Annotated in this window: 18 protein-coding genes and 1 tRNA gene; 14 read left to right on the top strand and 5 right to left on the bottom strand. The window is 46.3% G+C overall.

Going from position 1 to position 17,326, the window contains the following annotated elements; translation table 11 throughout:
* Positions 1 to 48 precede the first annotated feature (48 nt).
* The 4 genes from ACFPMF_RS06535 to ACFPMF_RS06550 all read left to right on the top strand — a co-directional run bounded on the left by ACFPMF_RS06535 (position 49) and on the right by ACFPMF_RS06550 (position 4,122).
* Positions 49 to 291 carry a hypothetical protein gene (locus ACFPMF_RS06535; RefSeq protein ID WP_379842357.1) on the top strand — a complete coding sequence of 81 codons (243 nt, stop codon included), beginning with the start codon at positions 49 to 51 and terminating at the stop codon, positions 289 to 291.
* Positions 288 to 1,565 carry a site-specific integrase gene (locus ACFPMF_RS06540; protein WP_379842360.1) on the top strand — a complete coding sequence of 426 codons (1,278 nt, stop codon included), beginning with the start codon at positions 288 to 290 and terminating at the stop codon, positions 1,563 to 1,565. The genes ACFPMF_RS06535 and ACFPMF_RS06540 overlap by 4 nt, the downstream gene beginning before the upstream one ends.
* A 46-nt stretch (positions 1,566 to 1,611) precedes the next feature.
* Positions 1,612 to 2,742: a hypothetical protein gene (locus ACFPMF_RS06545; RefSeq protein ID WP_379842363.1), complete on the top strand. Its 1,131-nt coding sequence runs from the start codon at positions 1,612 to 1,614 to the stop codon at positions 2,740 to 2,742.
* A 480-nt stretch (positions 2,743 to 3,222) separates the two neighbouring features.
* Positions 3,223 to 4,122, top strand: coding sequence for a CHC2 zinc finger domain-containing protein (locus ACFPMF_RS06550; RefSeq protein WP_379842366.1), 900 nt, complete (start codon positions 3,223 to 3,225; stop codon positions 4,120 to 4,122).
* A 424-nt stretch (positions 4,123 to 4,546) separates the two neighbouring features.
* On the opposite strand, the gene ACFPMF_RS06555 is transcribed toward ACFPMF_RS06550, so the two are convergent.
* Positions 4,547 to 4,912 (bottom strand): transposase family protein, encoded by a 366-nt coding sequence (locus ACFPMF_RS06555; protein ID WP_379842369.1) that lies wholly within the window; start codon positions 4,910 to 4,912, stop codon positions 4,547 to 4,549.
* Between the two features lie 32 nt (positions 4,913 to 4,944).
* Positions 4,945 to 5,325 (bottom strand): hypothetical protein, encoded by a 381-nt coding sequence (locus ACFPMF_RS06560; RefSeq protein WP_379842372.1) that lies wholly within the window; start codon positions 5,323 to 5,325, stop codon positions 4,945 to 4,947.
* Positions 5,326 to 5,740: 415 nt separating this feature from the next.
* Here ACFPMF_RS06560 and ACFPMF_RS06565 point away from each other — a divergent pair, with 415 nt between their 5' ends.
* Positions 5,741 to 6,685 (top strand): hypothetical protein, encoded by a 945-nt coding sequence (locus ACFPMF_RS06565; protein ID WP_379842374.1) that lies wholly within the window; start codon positions 5,741 to 5,743, stop codon positions 6,683 to 6,685.
* A gap of 243 nt (positions 6,686 to 6,928) precedes the next feature.
* On the opposite strand, the gene ACFPMF_RS06570 is transcribed toward ACFPMF_RS06565, so the two are convergent.
* Together ACFPMF_RS06570 and ACFPMF_RS06575 are read right to left on the bottom strand one after the other, a co-directional pair.
* Entirely contained in the window at positions 6,929 to 7,930 is a 1,002-nt protein-coding gene (locus ACFPMF_RS06570) for a DUF3427 domain-containing protein (protein WP_379842377.1), read from the bottom strand.
* A 392-nt stretch (positions 7,931 to 8,322) separates the two neighbouring features.
* Positions 8,323 to 8,407, bottom strand: a tRNA-Ser gene (locus ACFPMF_RS06575).
* A gap of 113 nt (positions 8,408 to 8,520) precedes the next feature.
* Between ACFPMF_RS06575 and ACFPMF_RS06580 the strand changes: the two genes are divergently transcribed.
* From ACFPMF_RS06580 to ACFPMF_RS06620, 9 genes are all read left to right on the top strand, one after another.
* A complete protein-coding gene (locus ACFPMF_RS06580; protein WP_379842750.1) occupies positions 8,521 to 8,784 on the top strand; it encodes a 4a-hydroxytetrahydrobiopterin dehydratase in 264 nt (87 codons plus the stop codon).
* A gap of 92 nt (positions 8,785 to 8,876) precedes the next feature.
* On the top strand, positions 8,877 to 9,542 hold the full coding sequence (rsmI, locus tag ACFPMF_RS06585) for a 16S rRNA (cytidine(1402)-2'-O)-methyltransferase (RefSeq protein ID WP_379842380.1): 666 nt from the start codon (positions 8,877 to 8,879) through the stop codon (positions 9,540 to 9,542).
* Positions 9,511 to 10,800 (top strand): lipoprotein N-acyltransferase Lnb domain-containing protein, encoded by a 1,290-nt coding sequence (locus ACFPMF_RS06590; RefSeq protein WP_379842383.1) that lies wholly within the window; start codon positions 9,511 to 9,513, stop codon positions 10,798 to 10,800. The genes rsmI and ACFPMF_RS06590 overlap by 32 nt, the downstream gene beginning before the upstream one ends.
* Positions 10,787 to 11,644, top strand: coding sequence for an inositol monophosphatase family protein (locus ACFPMF_RS06595; RefSeq protein ID WP_379842386.1), 858 nt, complete (start codon positions 10,787 to 10,789; stop codon positions 11,642 to 11,644). The genes ACFPMF_RS06590 and ACFPMF_RS06595 overlap by 14 nt, the downstream gene beginning before the upstream one ends.
* A gap of 112 nt (positions 11,645 to 11,756) precedes the next feature.
* Positions 11,757 to 12,740, top strand: coding sequence for a hypothetical protein (locus ACFPMF_RS06600; RefSeq protein ID WP_379842389.1), 984 nt, complete (start codon positions 11,757 to 11,759; stop codon positions 12,738 to 12,740).
* 4 nt (positions 12,741 to 12,744) lie between these two features.
* Positions 12,745 to 13,281 (top strand): YfiT family bacillithiol transferase, encoded by a 537-nt coding sequence (locus ACFPMF_RS06605; RefSeq protein ID WP_379842391.1) that lies wholly within the window; start codon positions 12,745 to 12,747, stop codon positions 13,279 to 13,281.
* Between the two features lie 123 nt (positions 13,282 to 13,404).
* Positions 13,405 to 13,575: a FeoB-associated Cys-rich membrane protein gene (locus tag ACFPMF_RS06610; protein ID WP_379842394.1), complete on the top strand. Its 171-nt coding sequence runs from the start codon at positions 13,405 to 13,407 to the stop codon at positions 13,573 to 13,575.
* A 26-nt stretch (positions 13,576 to 13,601) separates the two neighbouring features.
* The gene (locus ACFPMF_RS06615) at positions 13,602 to 15,026 is read left to right on the top strand and encodes a DUF4403 family protein (protein ID WP_379842397.1); all 1,425 of its coding nucleotides are present in this window, start codon (positions 13,602 to 13,604) and stop codon (positions 15,024 to 15,026) included.
* Positions 15,027 to 15,115: 89 nt separating this feature from the next.
* Complete coding sequence (locus ACFPMF_RS06620; RefSeq protein ID WP_379842399.1) at positions 15,116 to 16,327, top strand: metallophosphoesterase family protein; 1,212 nt, start codon at positions 15,116 to 15,118, stop codon at positions 16,325 to 16,327.
* Between the two features lie 185 nt (positions 16,328 to 16,512).
* Here the strand turns inward: ACFPMF_RS06620 and ACFPMF_RS06625 are convergent, their stop codons facing one another.
* Positions 16,513 to 17,127: a DNA-3-methyladenine glycosylase family protein gene (locus ACFPMF_RS06625; RefSeq protein ID WP_379842402.1), complete on the bottom strand. Its 615-nt coding sequence runs from the start codon at positions 17,125 to 17,127 to the stop codon at positions 16,513 to 16,515.
* Between the last annotated feature and the right edge of the window lie 199 nt (positions 17,128 to 17,326).

Raw genomic sequence — 17,326 nt, forward strand, 5'->3', positions numbered from 1 at the left:
TTGTTGGTTTTATTTTGCCTGATTTGTGGCATGATAACACCAAAACACATGACAAATTCAAAAAACAATACCTTTTTAGGCGCTGCAATCGTGCGTTATGAACACTTAAGTGATCTTAAGTTCACTCCTGATGAAAGGTTTTATAATAGAATCGGCATCAATCGAATTCGGTTTTGGCAACTTGTCAAGGGCAAAAAAGCTATGTACACGCACGAAGCCTTAGTACTGGCTGACTACTTCGGCATTCCGGTAAATGATCTCCTACAACCTAAACCTGAGCCAGTTGTATGAGCATTAAAAACAATCGACTGAAACAGCTATTGAGAATAGCAGACAGTCAAAACAATCGCGCAAAGGCTCCAACTTTCAATGTTGGTTTCATTGCCCGTAAGAAAGCCAGTAACCTTAAAATGGTTAGTATCAATTGCATACTTAGGTACAATGGCAAAAAGCAACAATTCTCAACAGGCATCAATTGTAAGTTGGTTGAGTGGGAGGTAATAACAAATAGTATTGTAAATGCCCCTGAGAAAACCCGCTTATTGAATGATCTAAAGAACCGGGCGGAAAAGCTGTATTCCTACCTTGTACTTACAGAACAACCCATTGATCTTGCTCGGATTCAGGGAGCCTTATTTGGAGAGTCACTCGCCATCGAGCAAGTCCCGACTCTCCTTAACTCATTTGATCAGTTTTTAGATCGGGTTCAAAAAGAATATGAAATTGGTGATATTAAACTTGCCACCTATGAACGGCATATTCAATGGGCTAAACTCATTGGAGAGTTCTTTATCGAGCAGTACGGGAAAGGCTGCAAAATAGAACAGGTTACTCCTGCCGATGCCAAAGGGCTATTAATTGGTTTAAAAAAGAAGCATAGATTTTCTCACAATTACACTGAAAAGATTGTCCAATTTGCCAAACGACTGTTAAACTATTCAGTTGAGAAAGAGTGGATTATCCGAAATCCGTTCATGAATTACCGAGGGCAAAAGGTTTTCAAACAGGGGGAAATTCTCACGGAGAAAGAACTTGAAATGGTGGAAACAACCCCTCTATTTAGTCCGGCTCTCAACCGGATTAAAGACGTTTTTCTATTCCAGTGTTATACCGGATTGGCTTACGCCGATGTTAAAAACCTATCGCCCGACAATATCCTGAGTGATCAGGAAACGGGCTGGAAATATATTCGGAAAGATCGCCAGAAAACAAAAGTTTCGTCAACAATTCCCCTCATTCCGCAAGCCGTTGATTTGCTCGAAAAGTATGCCAATGACCCATATTGTAAAGAGCATGGAGTTATGCTGCCGGTTCTAACGAATCAGAAAATGAATAATTACCTCAAACAGATTGCGGGCTGTTTAAACATGACCAAACGGTTAACAACTCACGTTGCCCGACGAACCGCAGCCAGTGTGCTGATGAATAAGGGAATGAGCCTTAAAAACGTCTCTATGATGTTAGGCCACACGAATACATCCATGACTGAACGCCACTATGTCAGGATTAAACCAGCCACCATTATTCGGGATATGGAAAACGCCCTTAAAAGCAAACAAGCATAAAAAAAGCTCTGACGCGCCAACGTCAGAGCTTAACTCCTTTTAAAAAATGATAACCAAAGATACAGTAGCATTGCCGAAAAGCAATGGCACAAACGGTTTTTACCCCGATAATCAGAACGGGAAGCCAAAACCCAAGATTGCGGATATTCTGCTTACCCAATTAACGGATGAAAGTGATGTTCCACCCGTTGAAGCTACGATCTCCGTTAAGGACGGGATTTTTGCCATTAAAGGGGATATATCATTTGTATCCGGTATGGCTAAATCTGGCAAGTCAACGATTTGCCGGTACATCATGGCAACAGCTTTAATGGAAACGCTGCCCGAAGGGTTTGACTCATTGGGTATTCGTTCGGTTTACTGTCAGGGAAGACCCATTATTTACATTGACACTGAACAACCAAAAGCCTTTACCATGAAGGCTAAAGACGAAATCAAAAAGCTGCTACGAACTGAACAGCTACCATCTAACCTGCACATATTCAATTGGCGGCATCAAGCATACAGACAAAACCGGGACTGTCTCGAAGTCCTGTTTAATTATTATCAAAATTCTGCTTTGTGGATTATTGATGGTATCACTGATTTTCTCGGGAGTGCAAACGACGAAGAAAAGGGCAATGAATTGATCAATTTCTTTATGCGCAAGGCTACCGAACTAAGCACAACCATTGTCCTACTCATCCATGAAATCCAGAATACGGGCAAATTACGTGGTCACCTGGGCAGTGAAGCAGAACGAAAATGTGGGGGTGCAATTTCCGTAAAGAAAGATCGCGAAACAAAAACCCACTGGATACAACCCAAACTCCTAAGAGGTTCGGGAGATTTCGACAATTACGCTTTCCATTACGACGAAGCCGCCAAAGGCTTCGTTTCCCTTACAGACGCGAAGACTAAAGAACTACGGTCGCAGATTGACAAGAAGGAAGGGCGTATTACCGAGTTACGACGAATTGCAAAAGCTGTTTACGGGGATGCTATACGTTTGAGTCGTGCTGAACTTGTCAGAGGGCTAAAAGCCAATGTCCCACAGAATCCCGGCCAAGGTGACGATGCTTACCAGAAAGCCATTTCCCGAATGATTGTTGAAATGCTAGACAAATACAATATCCTAACCCTGACTGGTGAGCCGAAGGATAGCTATAAAATTCTCCCTGAAATCGTATCCGCATGAATTACATCACTAACCTAAGTCCTGATTTTAGACATAACGACGGACGGACAGGCCAAGAAATGTATGTATGCCCGTCTCTCTGTAAAGGACGGACAGGACAGATATATATAGGGGGTCTGTCTTGTCTGTCCAGAAAAAAAAGCCGGTTTTCCACTTTTTCCAAAGTTGTCAGAAATCAAGAAATGGGTAGTAATAACCTGAAAGACAATGAACGAATTTTAGGATGTTTGGCAAATACCCTAAACCAACAAGATAAACCAAACATTATTTGCTACCAAAAACAGCCATTTAGGACAGACAGGACAAAAACCCTTATATAGATAAATCTGTCCGTCTTTGTCTGTCCCGTTTAAAGTCCTTGATTTTCCCGACTTCAAATTACACTTCAAAACATTATTTGGTTTGCCCTTTCACAAACTCCCTACTCAAGTAAGCCATAAGGCAGGAATGAAATAAGATAACCGCTAAAAGAAAAAAATAATGATCACTTCCCAAATCATCACAGACTTAAAGCAACGGTCACATCTAATTGTCGAATATCTAGGCTCAATAGGTATTGAACCAGCAAAAACGAGTGGTAACCAACTGGTTTATCTATCGCCTTTGACAGGAGAACAAACACCATCCTTTTATGTGCGCCCCCAAACCAATCATTTCAATTGTTTTAGTAGCGGAGAAAAAGGAGACGTAATCAGGTTAGTTCAGCTAATGGAGCGAATTGCTTTTATAAAAGCTGTTGAACGGCTTGAATCACTCGCTGAAAATCAAAATTCATCTTTTTCTTTTAGCGGCAAAAACTTTCAGGAGCCGAAAACAGAAAAGATCGAACACAGATTGCAACTGAACGCCGTAAAAGAGCTAGAAAGCCTTGCATTGATCAGCTATATGGAGTCCAGAGGTATACCCCTCTCTTATGCAAAAATCTATGTTAAAGAGGTTCATTACACAAATGGGAACCGAAACTATTACTCGATTGGATTCAAGTCAGATAATGGTGGTTTCGTATTGCGAAATTCCGCATTTAAAAGCTGGATTGGTCAAAGTGGGATTACTACCATTCCATCTACTGACAACACCACAGTAAACGTTTTTGAAGGCTTTTTTGACTTCTTATCAGCCTTGGTCTATTTCGACGTAATACAACCCCGCTACACGACTATTATCCTTAATTCTACGACTAATCTTAAACAAGCACTCCCCTATGTTCAAAAAGCTAATTCAGTAAACTCCTATTTAGACAATGACTTAACTGGTAAAAAGGCACTTGCTCAATTGAAAACCAAAGGAGTCAAAGTTAATGACCTTTCAGAACTGTATGCAGAGTATAAGGATATGAACGAGATGCTAATAAAGCATATGATACAGAAACCCGATACCTAATAGCCCAAAAACAGCCTTCCTTTACTGTTTAGAGAACATTCTGAGGACTTTATACAGTATAGTATAGGGCATAGTAGTAATCATAGTATAAGGCATAATATACACCATAATATACACCCAAATTTTAAAAATGGAGAAAGAAACAAAGTCCCGAAGGTTCAGCTACAAATACGAAAGAGTTTACAAAGTCGGTGGGCAACACGGAAGTATTCGCTATATCAAGAGGTGTGTTTTCTGTAATAGCGAATTTACGGCAAGGCAAGTCCATGCTGCATATTGTTCACCCAGATGTAACAAAGCGGTATCCTTACTTAGGAAAAGAAATAGTTGAGAATATCATATTGTTTTCATAAAACCCTAGACATGTCTAGGGTTTTATGTTTTGAGTTTTAAGTAATAGAGTTGTTGCAAAGGTGATTAACAGTTAGTTAGTCAAATAGAAATTCCAAATTCCTGCGCAAACACACAAGGCCAACTCGTATAAATTAACCTTGTGTGTGCGTAAACGATCACTCAAATAACGATACCGTTTTAGCCCGCCAATGGCGTGTTCAACATAGATCCTGCTTGCACTAATTTGCTGATTGGCGGCCTTCTGCTCAGCCGATAACTCAGCATTTTTAGGTTCCTTGGTCGGTTGACTAACACATTGACAATCATAGTCTTTAATGAAACCCTGATAGCCCAGATCCAGACTAACTGATGCGTCACTAAACCAAGCCTGGTCTGGCGAGAACTCGTAGTTCAACTGTTTATAATCATGCCATTTGCTGACCCAGCCTTTGCTCACAAAATGAATATAACGATCCGTTGTGGAGAGAATTAGGGTCTTATCGGTGTGGGCTTTTTTCTACCACTATACATCTGTTTTTGGTAAGTAGCTTCTCCAGGCCGCTGAGTGCGCTGCTCAGTGGCGTCAATCAGCACAGATCCTTTATCTTTGAAATAGGCTTTGAAACTTTCCGCATTATCAAAATGCGTTTTGGGCATATGCTCCGACTTACTCAAAGCCGCTTTGATCACCAGCAAACCGATGTCTTGATTACGTTTAGCGGTTGAGCCATCCATACCCGTTGTGAAACCCAGCAAATCGAAAGAAAGACCTGATTTTAAAGAGAATAGGGTAAACAATAAGAGATACTCGTAGGTATTCAGGGCGGGTTCTTCTGGGCATTGCTCCTGGCGTTGTTGGATGGATTGCACATAAATTTGCTGGTAAGCAGCCGGTAGTAAAGCCAGCAGTTTGATAAACCGTACCTGGTCAAGTCCGGTGGCTGATCGCTATTGGCGATCAGTTCGTAAGTCAACAGTTGATAGTCTCATGCTACAAAATTAAGCTGTTGCAACAACTCTATTGGTTTAAGGTTAAGTGTGTTAACACTTCCAATTTTGCGGACGACTTCACGCGTGAGTAGGTATTTTGCGCGAAAAAAATGCTTGTATTAAGAAATTTAAACTCAAAATTTAGGTAAAAGTATTGTTTGAAAAGTAAAAGACTGTATTTTAGGGAAATACTTTCGACAAGAGAAAAATAAAGATCTAAAGGTAGTAAGATTATTACCTTTACGGCATCCCAGAAGAATCATGTTTATAATGAAAGCTTAAAAATGGCTTATAAATGTTATTAGTCACAACGATAAAAGGCTACACAGAGCTTTACTTTGGTAATATCAAAGAAGTAAAGAATAATTTTATATATTTTGAAGTTGAAGGTATCCAATTTCATTTAAATTTATGGCGAGATCATCAATTTAATATAAAATTTAAAAAAATTAAAGAATGGGAAATCGATAGAGTAGTTTTTATGTTTAGTTCATGTTCAAAACCATTAAAAAAAGAAATAAGATCGATCGATAAGATATTTATAGTGGCTGAAAAAAACTCATTTATTAAATATAGATTTATGGAATTAACGCTTGCTGATCTTCAGAAAATAGCAGGTGCTACAGTTAATAAAGAAAAAAAAGTGAATGGATTTCATTATGTAATAACAGCACCATTTATTAGAGATTTAATAAAGGAATTCTTAGAATTTTATAATGACAAATTAGAAGATAATTCTAAAGAGATTTTTAAGGAATTTGATATCGATAAATATGCAGATAATTATGAGGTTTCTCACAAAATTCAGCATACTTATCGACCTGGTGGCGATGACTGGTGTTGGACACATATAAGAAGTAATTTTGAAATTATAGCAACAGATGATTATTTACGAAGTATAACACCTAAAATCGATATATCAGAACGATATAATGAGTATAATAGCGGATATCAATGGAAAGATATTTTTATAGATAGCGCAGAACATAAAGCACAAATAAATCAGGCTTATACACTAACTGAAGATGGTAGAAAAATTATTATAGATATATACGATTCTGAAAAACATTTTATGGCTTTCTTTGCTCAAAAAGTAAAAGAACTTGTTAGACAATTAGAATTAGATATTTGCAGCCGGGGCGAGCAGAACGTTTCAAAACTTTATTTTCCATTTATTGAATATGTTGAGCAACGAAATAAGTTTAAACATCTCGATGAAGATTATTCTATTCCTTTATAATTATAGGTAGGTAATAGGCAATAGTAAAAAATGCCTAGTAATTTGTTCATGTAGCCTACAGTCCTACTATGTCTCACTAAAAATTGTAAACGCGTATCGTTATTTGAGTGATCGTTTACGCACACACAAAGTTAATTTATACGAGTTGGCCTTGTGTGTTTGCGCAGGAATTTGGAATTTCTATTTGACTAACTAACTGTTAATCACCTTTGCAACAACTCTATTAAACGAATTGAATTTTAATCACTTAAATTTCAATCGGTATTGAATTGGAGTAAATTCAAATATATCCTCATTTATATTCTTAAATATTTCAACACCACCAGTCTTCTCAGACAAATTAAAATTAAATACTCTATATAAGTAATATTTACTTGAATGTATTCTAGAAAAATCTAACTCATTCATTGACATATATAAAACTGTTTTTAAAGGACCTTGTGTTGTTTTAACCTCTATAAACTTTTCTTCTCCGCTAGGTAAAAAAGATAAAATATCGTATCCAGCCCCATCTCCTTCAATTAATGATATATGACGGACTTTGTCAGCTAAATCAATCCTTCCTACTTTTTCCAATAAGTTTTTTTCAAACTGGACAATAAAAATCTCTCCTTCTAAACCCAATTCCTTATTTTTAGCATCAATTATAGAATAATCAGGCGTTTTCCTACCTCTAAAGGTTTTTGTAACAACACCAGCAGTCTTTTGGAATTGTTGGATGTTAGGTTCTGATAATATATTTATCTGTTTATCAATAACATAGTAATCTTCTTTAAACTTAGTTAAAGAAAGATTCATTTTAATTATTAATTCCGTAGGTATCGGCCAATCTAATAATTGCCACTGAAAATAAACAGGTTTTTCTCTCTCAAAATCATGAGAAATATACTTAAGTCTCCCTAAATAGTTATAACTTCCTTTCTTGCTGGTTCTCAAGAAAAGATATATTACATTCTTTAATTCATCGTGATTAATAAATTGTAAAATTTGGGAACTCGTTAAATTTTGACTCGGCTGAGATTGCCAAGATAGCACGCCAAACTCTGTTATTCCTTCATCAAATGTATGCTCACCTTGTTGCTGCCCAAATGTCACAAAAAACACAAAGTCACCTGGACGGTTTGGGATTGATACTATACCTTGTAAACCCCATGTACCGGATTGCGGAGTAAAAACAGTGTGAGGAGAAAAAATACTGTGAACTTCTTTTCTATTATATTCTTCAAAAAGTTGTAGGTTATTCATATGCCACTTTAATAAATAATGCCCAGCAGGCTTATAAACAATAGTATATTTCAGTTAGTCTAAAGTGATAACTCACTTTCATTCTCAAAAGCCTAGTCATACGACTAGGCTTTCTTTTTATAACTAATCCGAGATTAACATTACTATTCGATAGCCTAAAAACACCCAAGAAACGACCTTCTTAGAAAGCAAATAGGGTCATCAAGTACAACTATTGCACAAAATACAGATCAACACCCTAAATATCAGATAGTTAACCTTTTGCTGTCAGTTAAACCTAGATACATTTTAAATGAAAAACCCCGAAAACAGCGCGTTTTCGGGGTTTTTGCAGAGGGAGTACACTTAAACAAAATAACCTGCTCGAATGAGCAGGTTATTTATAAATCTTGCAGAGGAAGAGGGATTCGAACCCCCGGACCTGTTACAGTCAACAGTTTTCAAGACTGCCGCGATCGACCACTCCGCCATTCCTCTTTGGTCACGTATGTGGCTGCAAAAGTAAGACGGTTTTTTAATTTTGTCAACCCTCTCCCCGTAATAATCCCGATTTTTTCGTTCCAAACCCCTAACTTGCCCCCACACAAACAATCCGGAAAGCATCCCGTTGTACGGTTATGTGGACAGACGAAAACAACCAGCTCACCCGAACCTTCGTGTTTCGGGACTTCAGCGAAGCCTTCGGGTTCATGACCCGCGTGGCCCTCATCGCCGAAAAAATGAACCACCACCCCGAGTGGACCAATACATACAACCGGGTCTCTTTCCGGCTCAGTACCCACGACGCGGGCAACACGGTGACGGAGAAAGACCACGCCCTCGCCCGGGCGATTGATAAAATTGCGAAAGGGTGAAAGAGCGAAAGAGTGAATAGCTCTGCCTGTCTGTATAATCGACAACGCAATTCACTCTTTCACTCATTCGCACATTCACTCACTGCACAACCATGAAACTTTACCTCGTACCCACCCCCATTGGTAACTTAGACGATATCACGCTGCGAGCGGTGAATGTGCTGAAATCGGTCGACGGGATTCTGGCGGAAGACACCCGGACCTCGGGCATTCTGCTGAAACACCTCGAAATCAGTAAACCGCTCCATAGCTACCACATTTTCAATGAACACCAGACCGTACAGCGCCTTATTGCGCAACTCAAAACCGGCAAAACCCTGGCGCTGGTGTCGGACGCCGGAACGCCCGCCATCTCGGACCCTGGTTTTCTGCTCGTGCGCGAATGCCTGAAAAACGAGATTCCGGTCGAATGCCTGCCCGGTGCCACGGCCTTCGTGCCCGCGCTGGTCAACTCAGGCTTGCCCGCCGACCGCTTTACCTTCGAGGGATTTCTGCCCCACAAAAAAGGCCGCCAGACCCGGCTGACCGAACTGACCAACGAGGAGCGCACGATGATTTTCTACGAATCCCCCCACCGGCTGCTGAAAACCCTGACACAGTTTAGTGAGGTATTTGGCCCCGAGCGGCCGGCCAGCGTCTCGCGCGAACTCACCAAATTATTTGAAGAAACGGTTCGCGGTTCAATCCAGGAAATAATTGCGTACTTTGCCGAAAAAACGATCAAAGGTGAAATCGTCATTGTTGTTCAGGGGAAATAAAGAAAAAAAAGGGAAGAAAAAACGGACGAAAGGAGGAATCTTCTCTTTTCAGGGTGCCATTTTTACGGTTTTTCTATCCTTCCTCTCTCCTTTCCTTCATTCGTCGTTTTCCCAGACCCTTTCTCCGCAGAGCAAAGCCAGCCTCATTACGGTGGCTCCGGGCGATGACCTGTATTCTTCGTTCGGTCACACAGCCATCTGGATCAGTGACCCTCTGTACGGCATCGACCGGGTTTATAATTACGGAACGTTCGATTTCCGAACCGGTAATTTTTACATCAAATTCCTGCGCGGTACACTGCCGTACATTCTGTCGGTGTACGAAATGCCACGTATGGTGTACGGCTCCCAACTGGAAAACCGGAGCGTGAAAGAACAGGTTCTGAACCTCTCGGCAGCCCAGCGACAACGGCTATTCACACTCCTGGAAACCAACGCCTTACCCGAAAACCGGGAGTATCGGTACAAATTCTATTACGACAACTGTGCCACGCGTCCGCGCGACATGATTGCCCGGGCCTGCGCCGACAGCCTGCGGTTCCCGAATGTCGTTGACTCCACCCGGTCTTACCGCGACTGGATGAACGACTACCTGACCCGGCAACCCTGGGCGCGTATGGGCATGAACCTCGGTATTGGTTACCCGGCCGACGAGAAAACATCGTCCTGGGAGGCCATGTATCTGCCCGACAACGTGTTTATCGAAGCGGAACGGGCGCAACTCAAAACCGCCGACGGTGGCACAACTCCGCTGGTTTCCAGCAGCCAGTTTCTGTTCCGGGCCGTGACCGTGGAAGAAAGCAATGCCTTTCTGACCTATTTGCTGTCCCCGGATTTTGTGTTTGCGGCTTTGCTGGTCGTGGTTTTTCTGATTACCCGGCGTCAGCAGAAACAGCAGTCGCGGGGTGTCTGGCTCGATCGCTGGCTGTTCGGTTTCTCGGGCGTCTGGGGCTGGTTCCTTGTGTTTCTGTGGTTCTTCACCGACCACGGCGTCACGACCTGGAATCCGGCGGTGTTGTTCCTGATGCCGTTGCATGTTCCGCTGGTATTCTGGGTCACCGGTCGGGGCAGTCGGCAGGCGATCCGGACCTATTTTTTACTAACGATGATCGGCCTCGTCGCTTTCTTTTTATACGCGTTTGCGCAGGATTATCTCTACGGTTTTAATTTCTTTTTGTTAACCTTACTGTACCGCGCGTTCTACCAGTACCGCTTTGCAGCCACTCAAACTGAACAGCCAACCTATGCCCAATCGTGATCTCCATCTAGCGCAAATCAGTCAGCAAATCGACGACATCGCCCGGACCGTGGGTGCTTTTATCCGTCAGGAACGACTGCTGTTTTCGCGCGAAAAGATTGAATATAAAGACGTTAACAACCTGGTTTCGTACGTCGACAAGGAAGCGGAAAAGCAGATCGTCGATGCGCTTCATCAACTGTTACCTGAAGCCGGTTTTATTACGGAAGAAGGAACCATTGGCCAGACGGCCAACCAACACGGCCTCAACTGGATCATCGACCCGCTCGATGGGACCGCCAATTTTGTGCACGGATTACCGGTTTTTTCGGTCAGCATCGGGCTGGCCAAAGGCAAAATGCCCCTGGCCGGCGTCGTCTACGATATTACCCGCGACGAATGCTACTCGGCCACGGCTGGCGGGGGCGCCTGGTATTCACGAACCGGCGGAACCCCCGAGTCCATCAGTGTCTCCCCTGCCACCACCCTGGGCGAAAGCATGGTAGCCACCGGTTTTCCGTACCGAATTCTCGACCGCATTGACCGGTATCTGAAAATATTTGCGACCCTGATCCAGCGTACCCACGGCATCCGCCGGATGGGTTCGGCCGCCATTGACCTGGCTTACGTCGCCAGTGGCCGGTTTGAAGCCTATTACGAATTTAACCTCAATTGTTGGGACATGGCCGCCGGGGTGTTGCTGGTGCAGGAAGCGGGCGGTATCGTCACTGATTTCCAGGGTGGCGACGAATTCCTGTTTCGGGGCGATGTGCTGGCCGGATGCGCCATGCAGCCCGAACTCCTCGCCATCATCGAAGAATACTGGAACAACGAAGGACCGCTGCCGGTTTCGTCTGTTCACTAAAAGCCAGTCTCCGGTTTTCGGCTTAAAGCGTTGGGTTCTAGGGATCATGTTGGTTTAGTACCGATCTACGTCACCCGAAAACCGCCTGCCGAAAACTGAAATTCCTACGTTCATGCTTCCCATCGTTTTCATCCACACCGGTTATCAGTCGTACCTGGAATATAGTCTGCGGCAAGGCAAGCTGGCAAATCCGGAGTCGGCGGTTTTCCTGCTCGGTGACGATGCGAACCAAAACCGCTTCCCGTTTGCCCAACACCGCAAGATCAGCGCCCTGAATCCTGCCAGAGCCGATGAGTTTACCCGGATTTACGTCCATCGGTCCACCAACCCGTACTGGTATGAACTGCTTTGCTTCATTCGCTGGTTTCACGTGCTGGCTTTTATGGAAGAACGGCAGTTGGATGAAGTATTTGTGGCGGACTCGGACGTCATGATTTACAAGAACGTAGGCCACTATACTCCCTGGTCGCAGCGGTCGGCCGGCCAGCAGGCCGCCTATTGCCTGGTTGGCCATCAAACGCCAAATTCGTACAGCTGGTTAGCATCGGGCCATTCGTCGTACTGGACCCGCCAAGGGCTTTCCGATTTTTGCGATTACCTGTTGTCCACGTACCGGACGACCACCGATCAGGCCCGCCTGGAGGAGAAATGGCAGTATCACGGGAAAAACCGGCTAGCGGGCGGGGTATCTGATATGGCACTGCTGTACCTCTACGCCCTTGATCATCCCGGGCGGGTCATCAACCTGCTGCCCCCCTTAGCCTCTTCCGGGCAGCGCCTGAAAGAGGTTTTCGACCTCAATATCAGCATTCCGCATAACTACGCTGAAAACGAATACGATCAGGATATTCATGGGCTGAAGAAGGTGCAGTCGGAAGCGTTGCAGTACGTCGGTTACAACCGGATTTTAAAAGAAACCTGTATCTTTAATACCCTCCACTTTCAGGGACTGAGCAAACGATACATCCACCAATTCTATCAGGGGACGGATTTACGGCTGCATCAGTTCGGCCAGGAACTTTCGCACCGGCTGGCTCCGGTTTTGGCTCCGGTTCGTCGGCTGAAAAGTGGCTTACAACGAATTCTAAACAAGTGACGTCATGGCAGACCTTGAAGCGCTTCAGTACCCCATCGGCCGGTTTTCATCCGGCAACAGCTACACGTTCGAACAAACGCAGGAACACATTGCGGCCATTGCGGTTTTCCCGCATAACCTGACCGAACTGGTGGGCAAATGGGGCGACAACCGACTCGACACCCCCTATCGTCCCGGCGGCTGGACCGTCCGGCAACTCGTGCACCACGTCGCCGACAGCCACATGAATGCCTACATCCGGACCAAACTCGCCCTGACCGAAACCGTGCCGACCATCAAACCGTACGACGAAACCGAATGGGCCAAACTGCCCGATTCCCGGCTTTCCATTGCGCCCTCGCTGGTGATCCTCAGCAACCTGCACCAGCGTTGGGTGGCGGTGCTGGACCCGCTGACCGACGAACAACTTCAGCGGACGTATTTTCACCCGGAAAGCCAAAAAGAGTTTACACTCTCCGAAGTCCTCGCCAACTACGCCTGGCACTGTGAACACCACTACCAACACGCCTACCAGCTTGCCCTCCGGAACCAATGGGTTTAATTAGGAGTTATGAGTGATGAATGAAGAGTTATGAGTTGGCGGACGCATGCTGTTCCTGCGGAGCTAACCGCCGGGCAGCCCCGTCACAACTCTTAACTCATCTTTCTTAATTCATCACTCCTTATGCAAGAGCTTCTCATCGGTCTGCTATTTCTGGCTGCGCTGGCTTATCTGGGCTGGCGGGGATGGAAAAGTTTTGCCCGGAAAGAAGCCGGTTGTGCGAAGGGATGCGGCTGTGCGACCGACGTCAAAACGCCGTCAATTAACAAATCAGGGCACTTACCAGTTAACTAGTCGGTACCAAGTTTTCCTGGCCCGACATGATAACGGATGACAGCACACCCGACCGGCTCCCCTCTTTATTCATATATACTGCCTTCCTGGCCCTTGTGCTGGTGGGCTCTTTCTCCTGCAAACGGGTTACGCCCGAACCGCCCGTTGCCCGGAATTTCGACGATTCCCTGAAGGCCGACAGTTCCTACATCAGCTCACCGGTTACGTTTGAAATTGCGGAACTGGAAGAAAAAATCAATCGGGCGCTGGGGACCGTACTGGTCAAAAATGCCGAACTGAAGAACGGGATCACCCGACCGTTGTACCTCCATATTGAACGTTCGGGACCGGTCAAGCTGGCGTATGATGGAAACCGGCTAACCTTTGGCGCATCGCTCCGCATCTGGATCAGCAATCCGCTGCGGCTGGGGAAGAATCCGAAAGACACCACCAACCGGGTGTATAGCGCCCTCGAAGTCCGGTTTCGCAGCCCCCTGACCGTCCGCGACGACTGGCGGATGCAAACCAAGGTCGAACTGGAGCATTACCGCTGGATTACCCGACCGGAAATCCGGATTCTGGGCATCGATATTCCCGTCGCCAAACTGGCCGACCGGATTCTGCAAAAACGCGAAAACGGCATCGAAGCCGCTATCGACCGGGCGGTTTATAACGAACTGCGGCTCGACCGCGAGCTGGCCACCGTCTGGCGGGATATTCAAAAACCGATTCTGATTAACCGGGCGTTTCAGCAGGTCTGGCTACGGCCCCGCCCGACAGCCATTCAGGTCGGGCCGATTCGCGGCAACCCCACCTCGATCGTAATTCCCATGCGGCTCCGGCTGACCATCGAGTCGGCATTTGGCCCCAAGCCGGTTTATGCGATCAATACCCGATTGCCCCGGCTGGAAAAAGTGACCACCCTGCCCATGATGTCGCACCTGAATCTGCTCAGCCGGATTCCGTATGGTCAGATGAGTACGCTTTTGAACACGTACGTCACCGGCCGAAAATTCGACATCATCAATCACCTGGTTGACATCAAAAAGGTGACGGTTTTCGGCAGCGACCACGCCCTGATCGTTCAGACGGATATTGCCGGGGCCATTGGGGGCACGCTGTATTTTCGGGGTCGCCCGGTTTTCGACAGCACCCGGAGCGAACTGGTGATGCAGAACATCGACTACGACATCCATACCGAGCAATCGCTGGCGAAAGTGGCCGACTGGTTGCTGCATGATACGCTGAAAGATACCCTGCAATCGGCCCTGCGCATTCCGCTGCAGGAACACCTGACGCTGCTGCCCCACCGGATCGAAAAAGCGTTTTCGAAAGGAAAAGCGGGCCGAAAAGCCCGAATCGACATTCCGAAGTTTCAGCTACAGCCCAAAGCCATCGCCGTCCGACCCGACGGATTACAGATTCTGCTCCATGCCGAGGCCGCCCTGATCCTGGAAGTAGTACATTTGTAACTTACTATTCACCCCAAAACCGCTATGACAGACCTTCCGATCGCCCTACTGTCCGTATCTATCGTTCACACCTGGCTGTATTTAACCCGATGAAATCCGAAAAAAGAGAACCGGAGCAGTACGTTGATCTGGGGCATTCCGAGGTCGAAAACCACCTCAAAACCCAGGTGGCCCTTTACGAAAAACGACTGAAAGAAGGAACCGCGGCCAACAAGGTGGCCGCCTTTTTTGCCACCAACCTGTTCGGCTTTGCCTATCATTACCTCAAAAGCCGGTTTGGTCCGAAAGCTAAATACCAGTTTTATCCGCGAAACGGTGACGACGGCATTTACCCCATGCACACGTTTTCGGAAACCGTCACGGTGGCGCTGGTTTCGGACTGGGCAACCGATACGCCCGAATCCGACCTGATCGGCGGTTTAATCCGCGACCGCGATCCGGATTACACGATTCACCTCGGCGATGTGTACTTTGTCGGAACGCCGGAAGAGGTGGCGACGAACTTTACCGATCCCGATGCGTCCTGGCATTTTGGCAAACACGGTAGTCTGGCCTTGTCGGGCAACCACGAGATGTATTCCAACGGCACGGCTTTCTTCAAAAAACTGCTGCCCGCGATGAAGATTCGCAAGGGAAAGGGCATTGCCACGCAACAGGCCGGTTTTTTCTGTCTGGAAAACGAACACTGGCGCATTATCGGACTCGATACGGGTTACAACTCAACAAACCGGCCTTTACTGGAAGTGTTGTTCAAACCGGATTGCAACCTGCGCGAGGAGCACGTCAACTGGCTGACCGAAGTCGTCCGGCTCCAGGACCCGAATGACCAGCGCGGTATTATTTTCCTGAGTCATCACCCCTATTTTTCTTCCTTCCGCGACGATCATCCGGTGGTGGGTCGCCAGTTGAAAACCGCCTTCGGAGCCGCCGACCGACCGGTTCTGTGGTTCTGGGGCCACGAGCACCGTCTTTCCTTTTACAACAAATACGGTTTTCAGGATGGCATTCAGGCCTGGGGCCGCTGCGTCGGACACGGTGGGATGCCCGTCGAAACCAATGCTCCCAACCGGGGCCATTTGGGGCAGCTCCTCTTCTACGATCAGCGGGTCCGGGAACGCATCCGCCGACGCGATGTGGGCTTCAACGGGTTCGCACTCTTAACGTTCAACGGGCCAGCCATCGACATTCAGTACATCGACCAGACCAACCAGACCGTCATCGCCGAACGCTGGCAGGTCAGCCCTTCCGGCGACCTTTCCTCCGAAATCCTCGAAGTCAGCCCGGAAATTACAAAATATTAAATGCTGGATGGTTCTGGATACTGGATGCTGGATGAAGTATGCGGTTTGATCTGATGAACGCCTAATCACCTAACATACAGCGCCAAACACCCACTCCCTTAAATCTAAAATCCAGCATCCAGAACCATCCAGCATCCAATATCCAGCATCTATCATCCAGTATCCAGCATCCGGAAACATCCAGATCACCCATCCGGTTTCCACCGCCAGAGATACCTCGACGCCAGGGTTCGGTGGGGACGCCAGCGGTCGGCGATTTCGTGCAGGCGTTTGTAGAGCGCCCGGCCGGTTTCGGTCAGGCCGTAAGCTTTCACCATTTTTTGCCGGATCACCAGGTCATCGATCGGAAACACATCGGGTCGGTCGAGCACGAACATCAGCAACATTTCGACCGTCCAGCGTCCCACGCCTTTGATCGGCAACAGATACTGCACGATTTCCTCGTCCGACATCCCGCTGAAAAAGGCGTTGTCCATCGGATTTTCCAGCGCAAAGGCGGCCACGCTTTGCAGATAAATCGACTTCTGGCCTGACAAACCGGCCGATCGCAGTTCCTCCGGCGATTTGGCAATGAGTTGCTCCGGGTAAGGGTAGCCATCGGGAAAAAGGGCCAGAAACCGGGCAAAGATGGAATTTGCGGCTTTGGTCGAAATCTGCTGCGAGACAATGCTTTCCAGAAGCGCCAGATAAACCCGGTTTCTGGCCGGATCATCGGTGTAGTCAAACGCAATTTTCGGCGCGGGGGTCGACTCGATAATCTGCTTCAAAATGACATCCTGCGAGAGATGGGCCAGTGGCATAGCGTACGAACGGGTCAATCAGTAATACGTCTATAAAGATCGGAAGGAATTCGCAGAACTACATGGTTTTGCATCTCTTACCCGTGCGGATGACACTTCATGTCCAAGTTGTTCCGGTTCAATCGATTGGGCGTTGGGTTGAGGGGCCAGCCGTAGCAACTTTGTTCCCATCAATTCGAACAAACGGTTTCTGCACTAT

It is taken from the genome of Larkinella bovis (assembly GCF_042655385.1).
Lineage (GTDB): Bacteria > Bacteroidota > Bacteroidia > Cytophagales > Spirosomataceae > Larkinella > Larkinella bovis.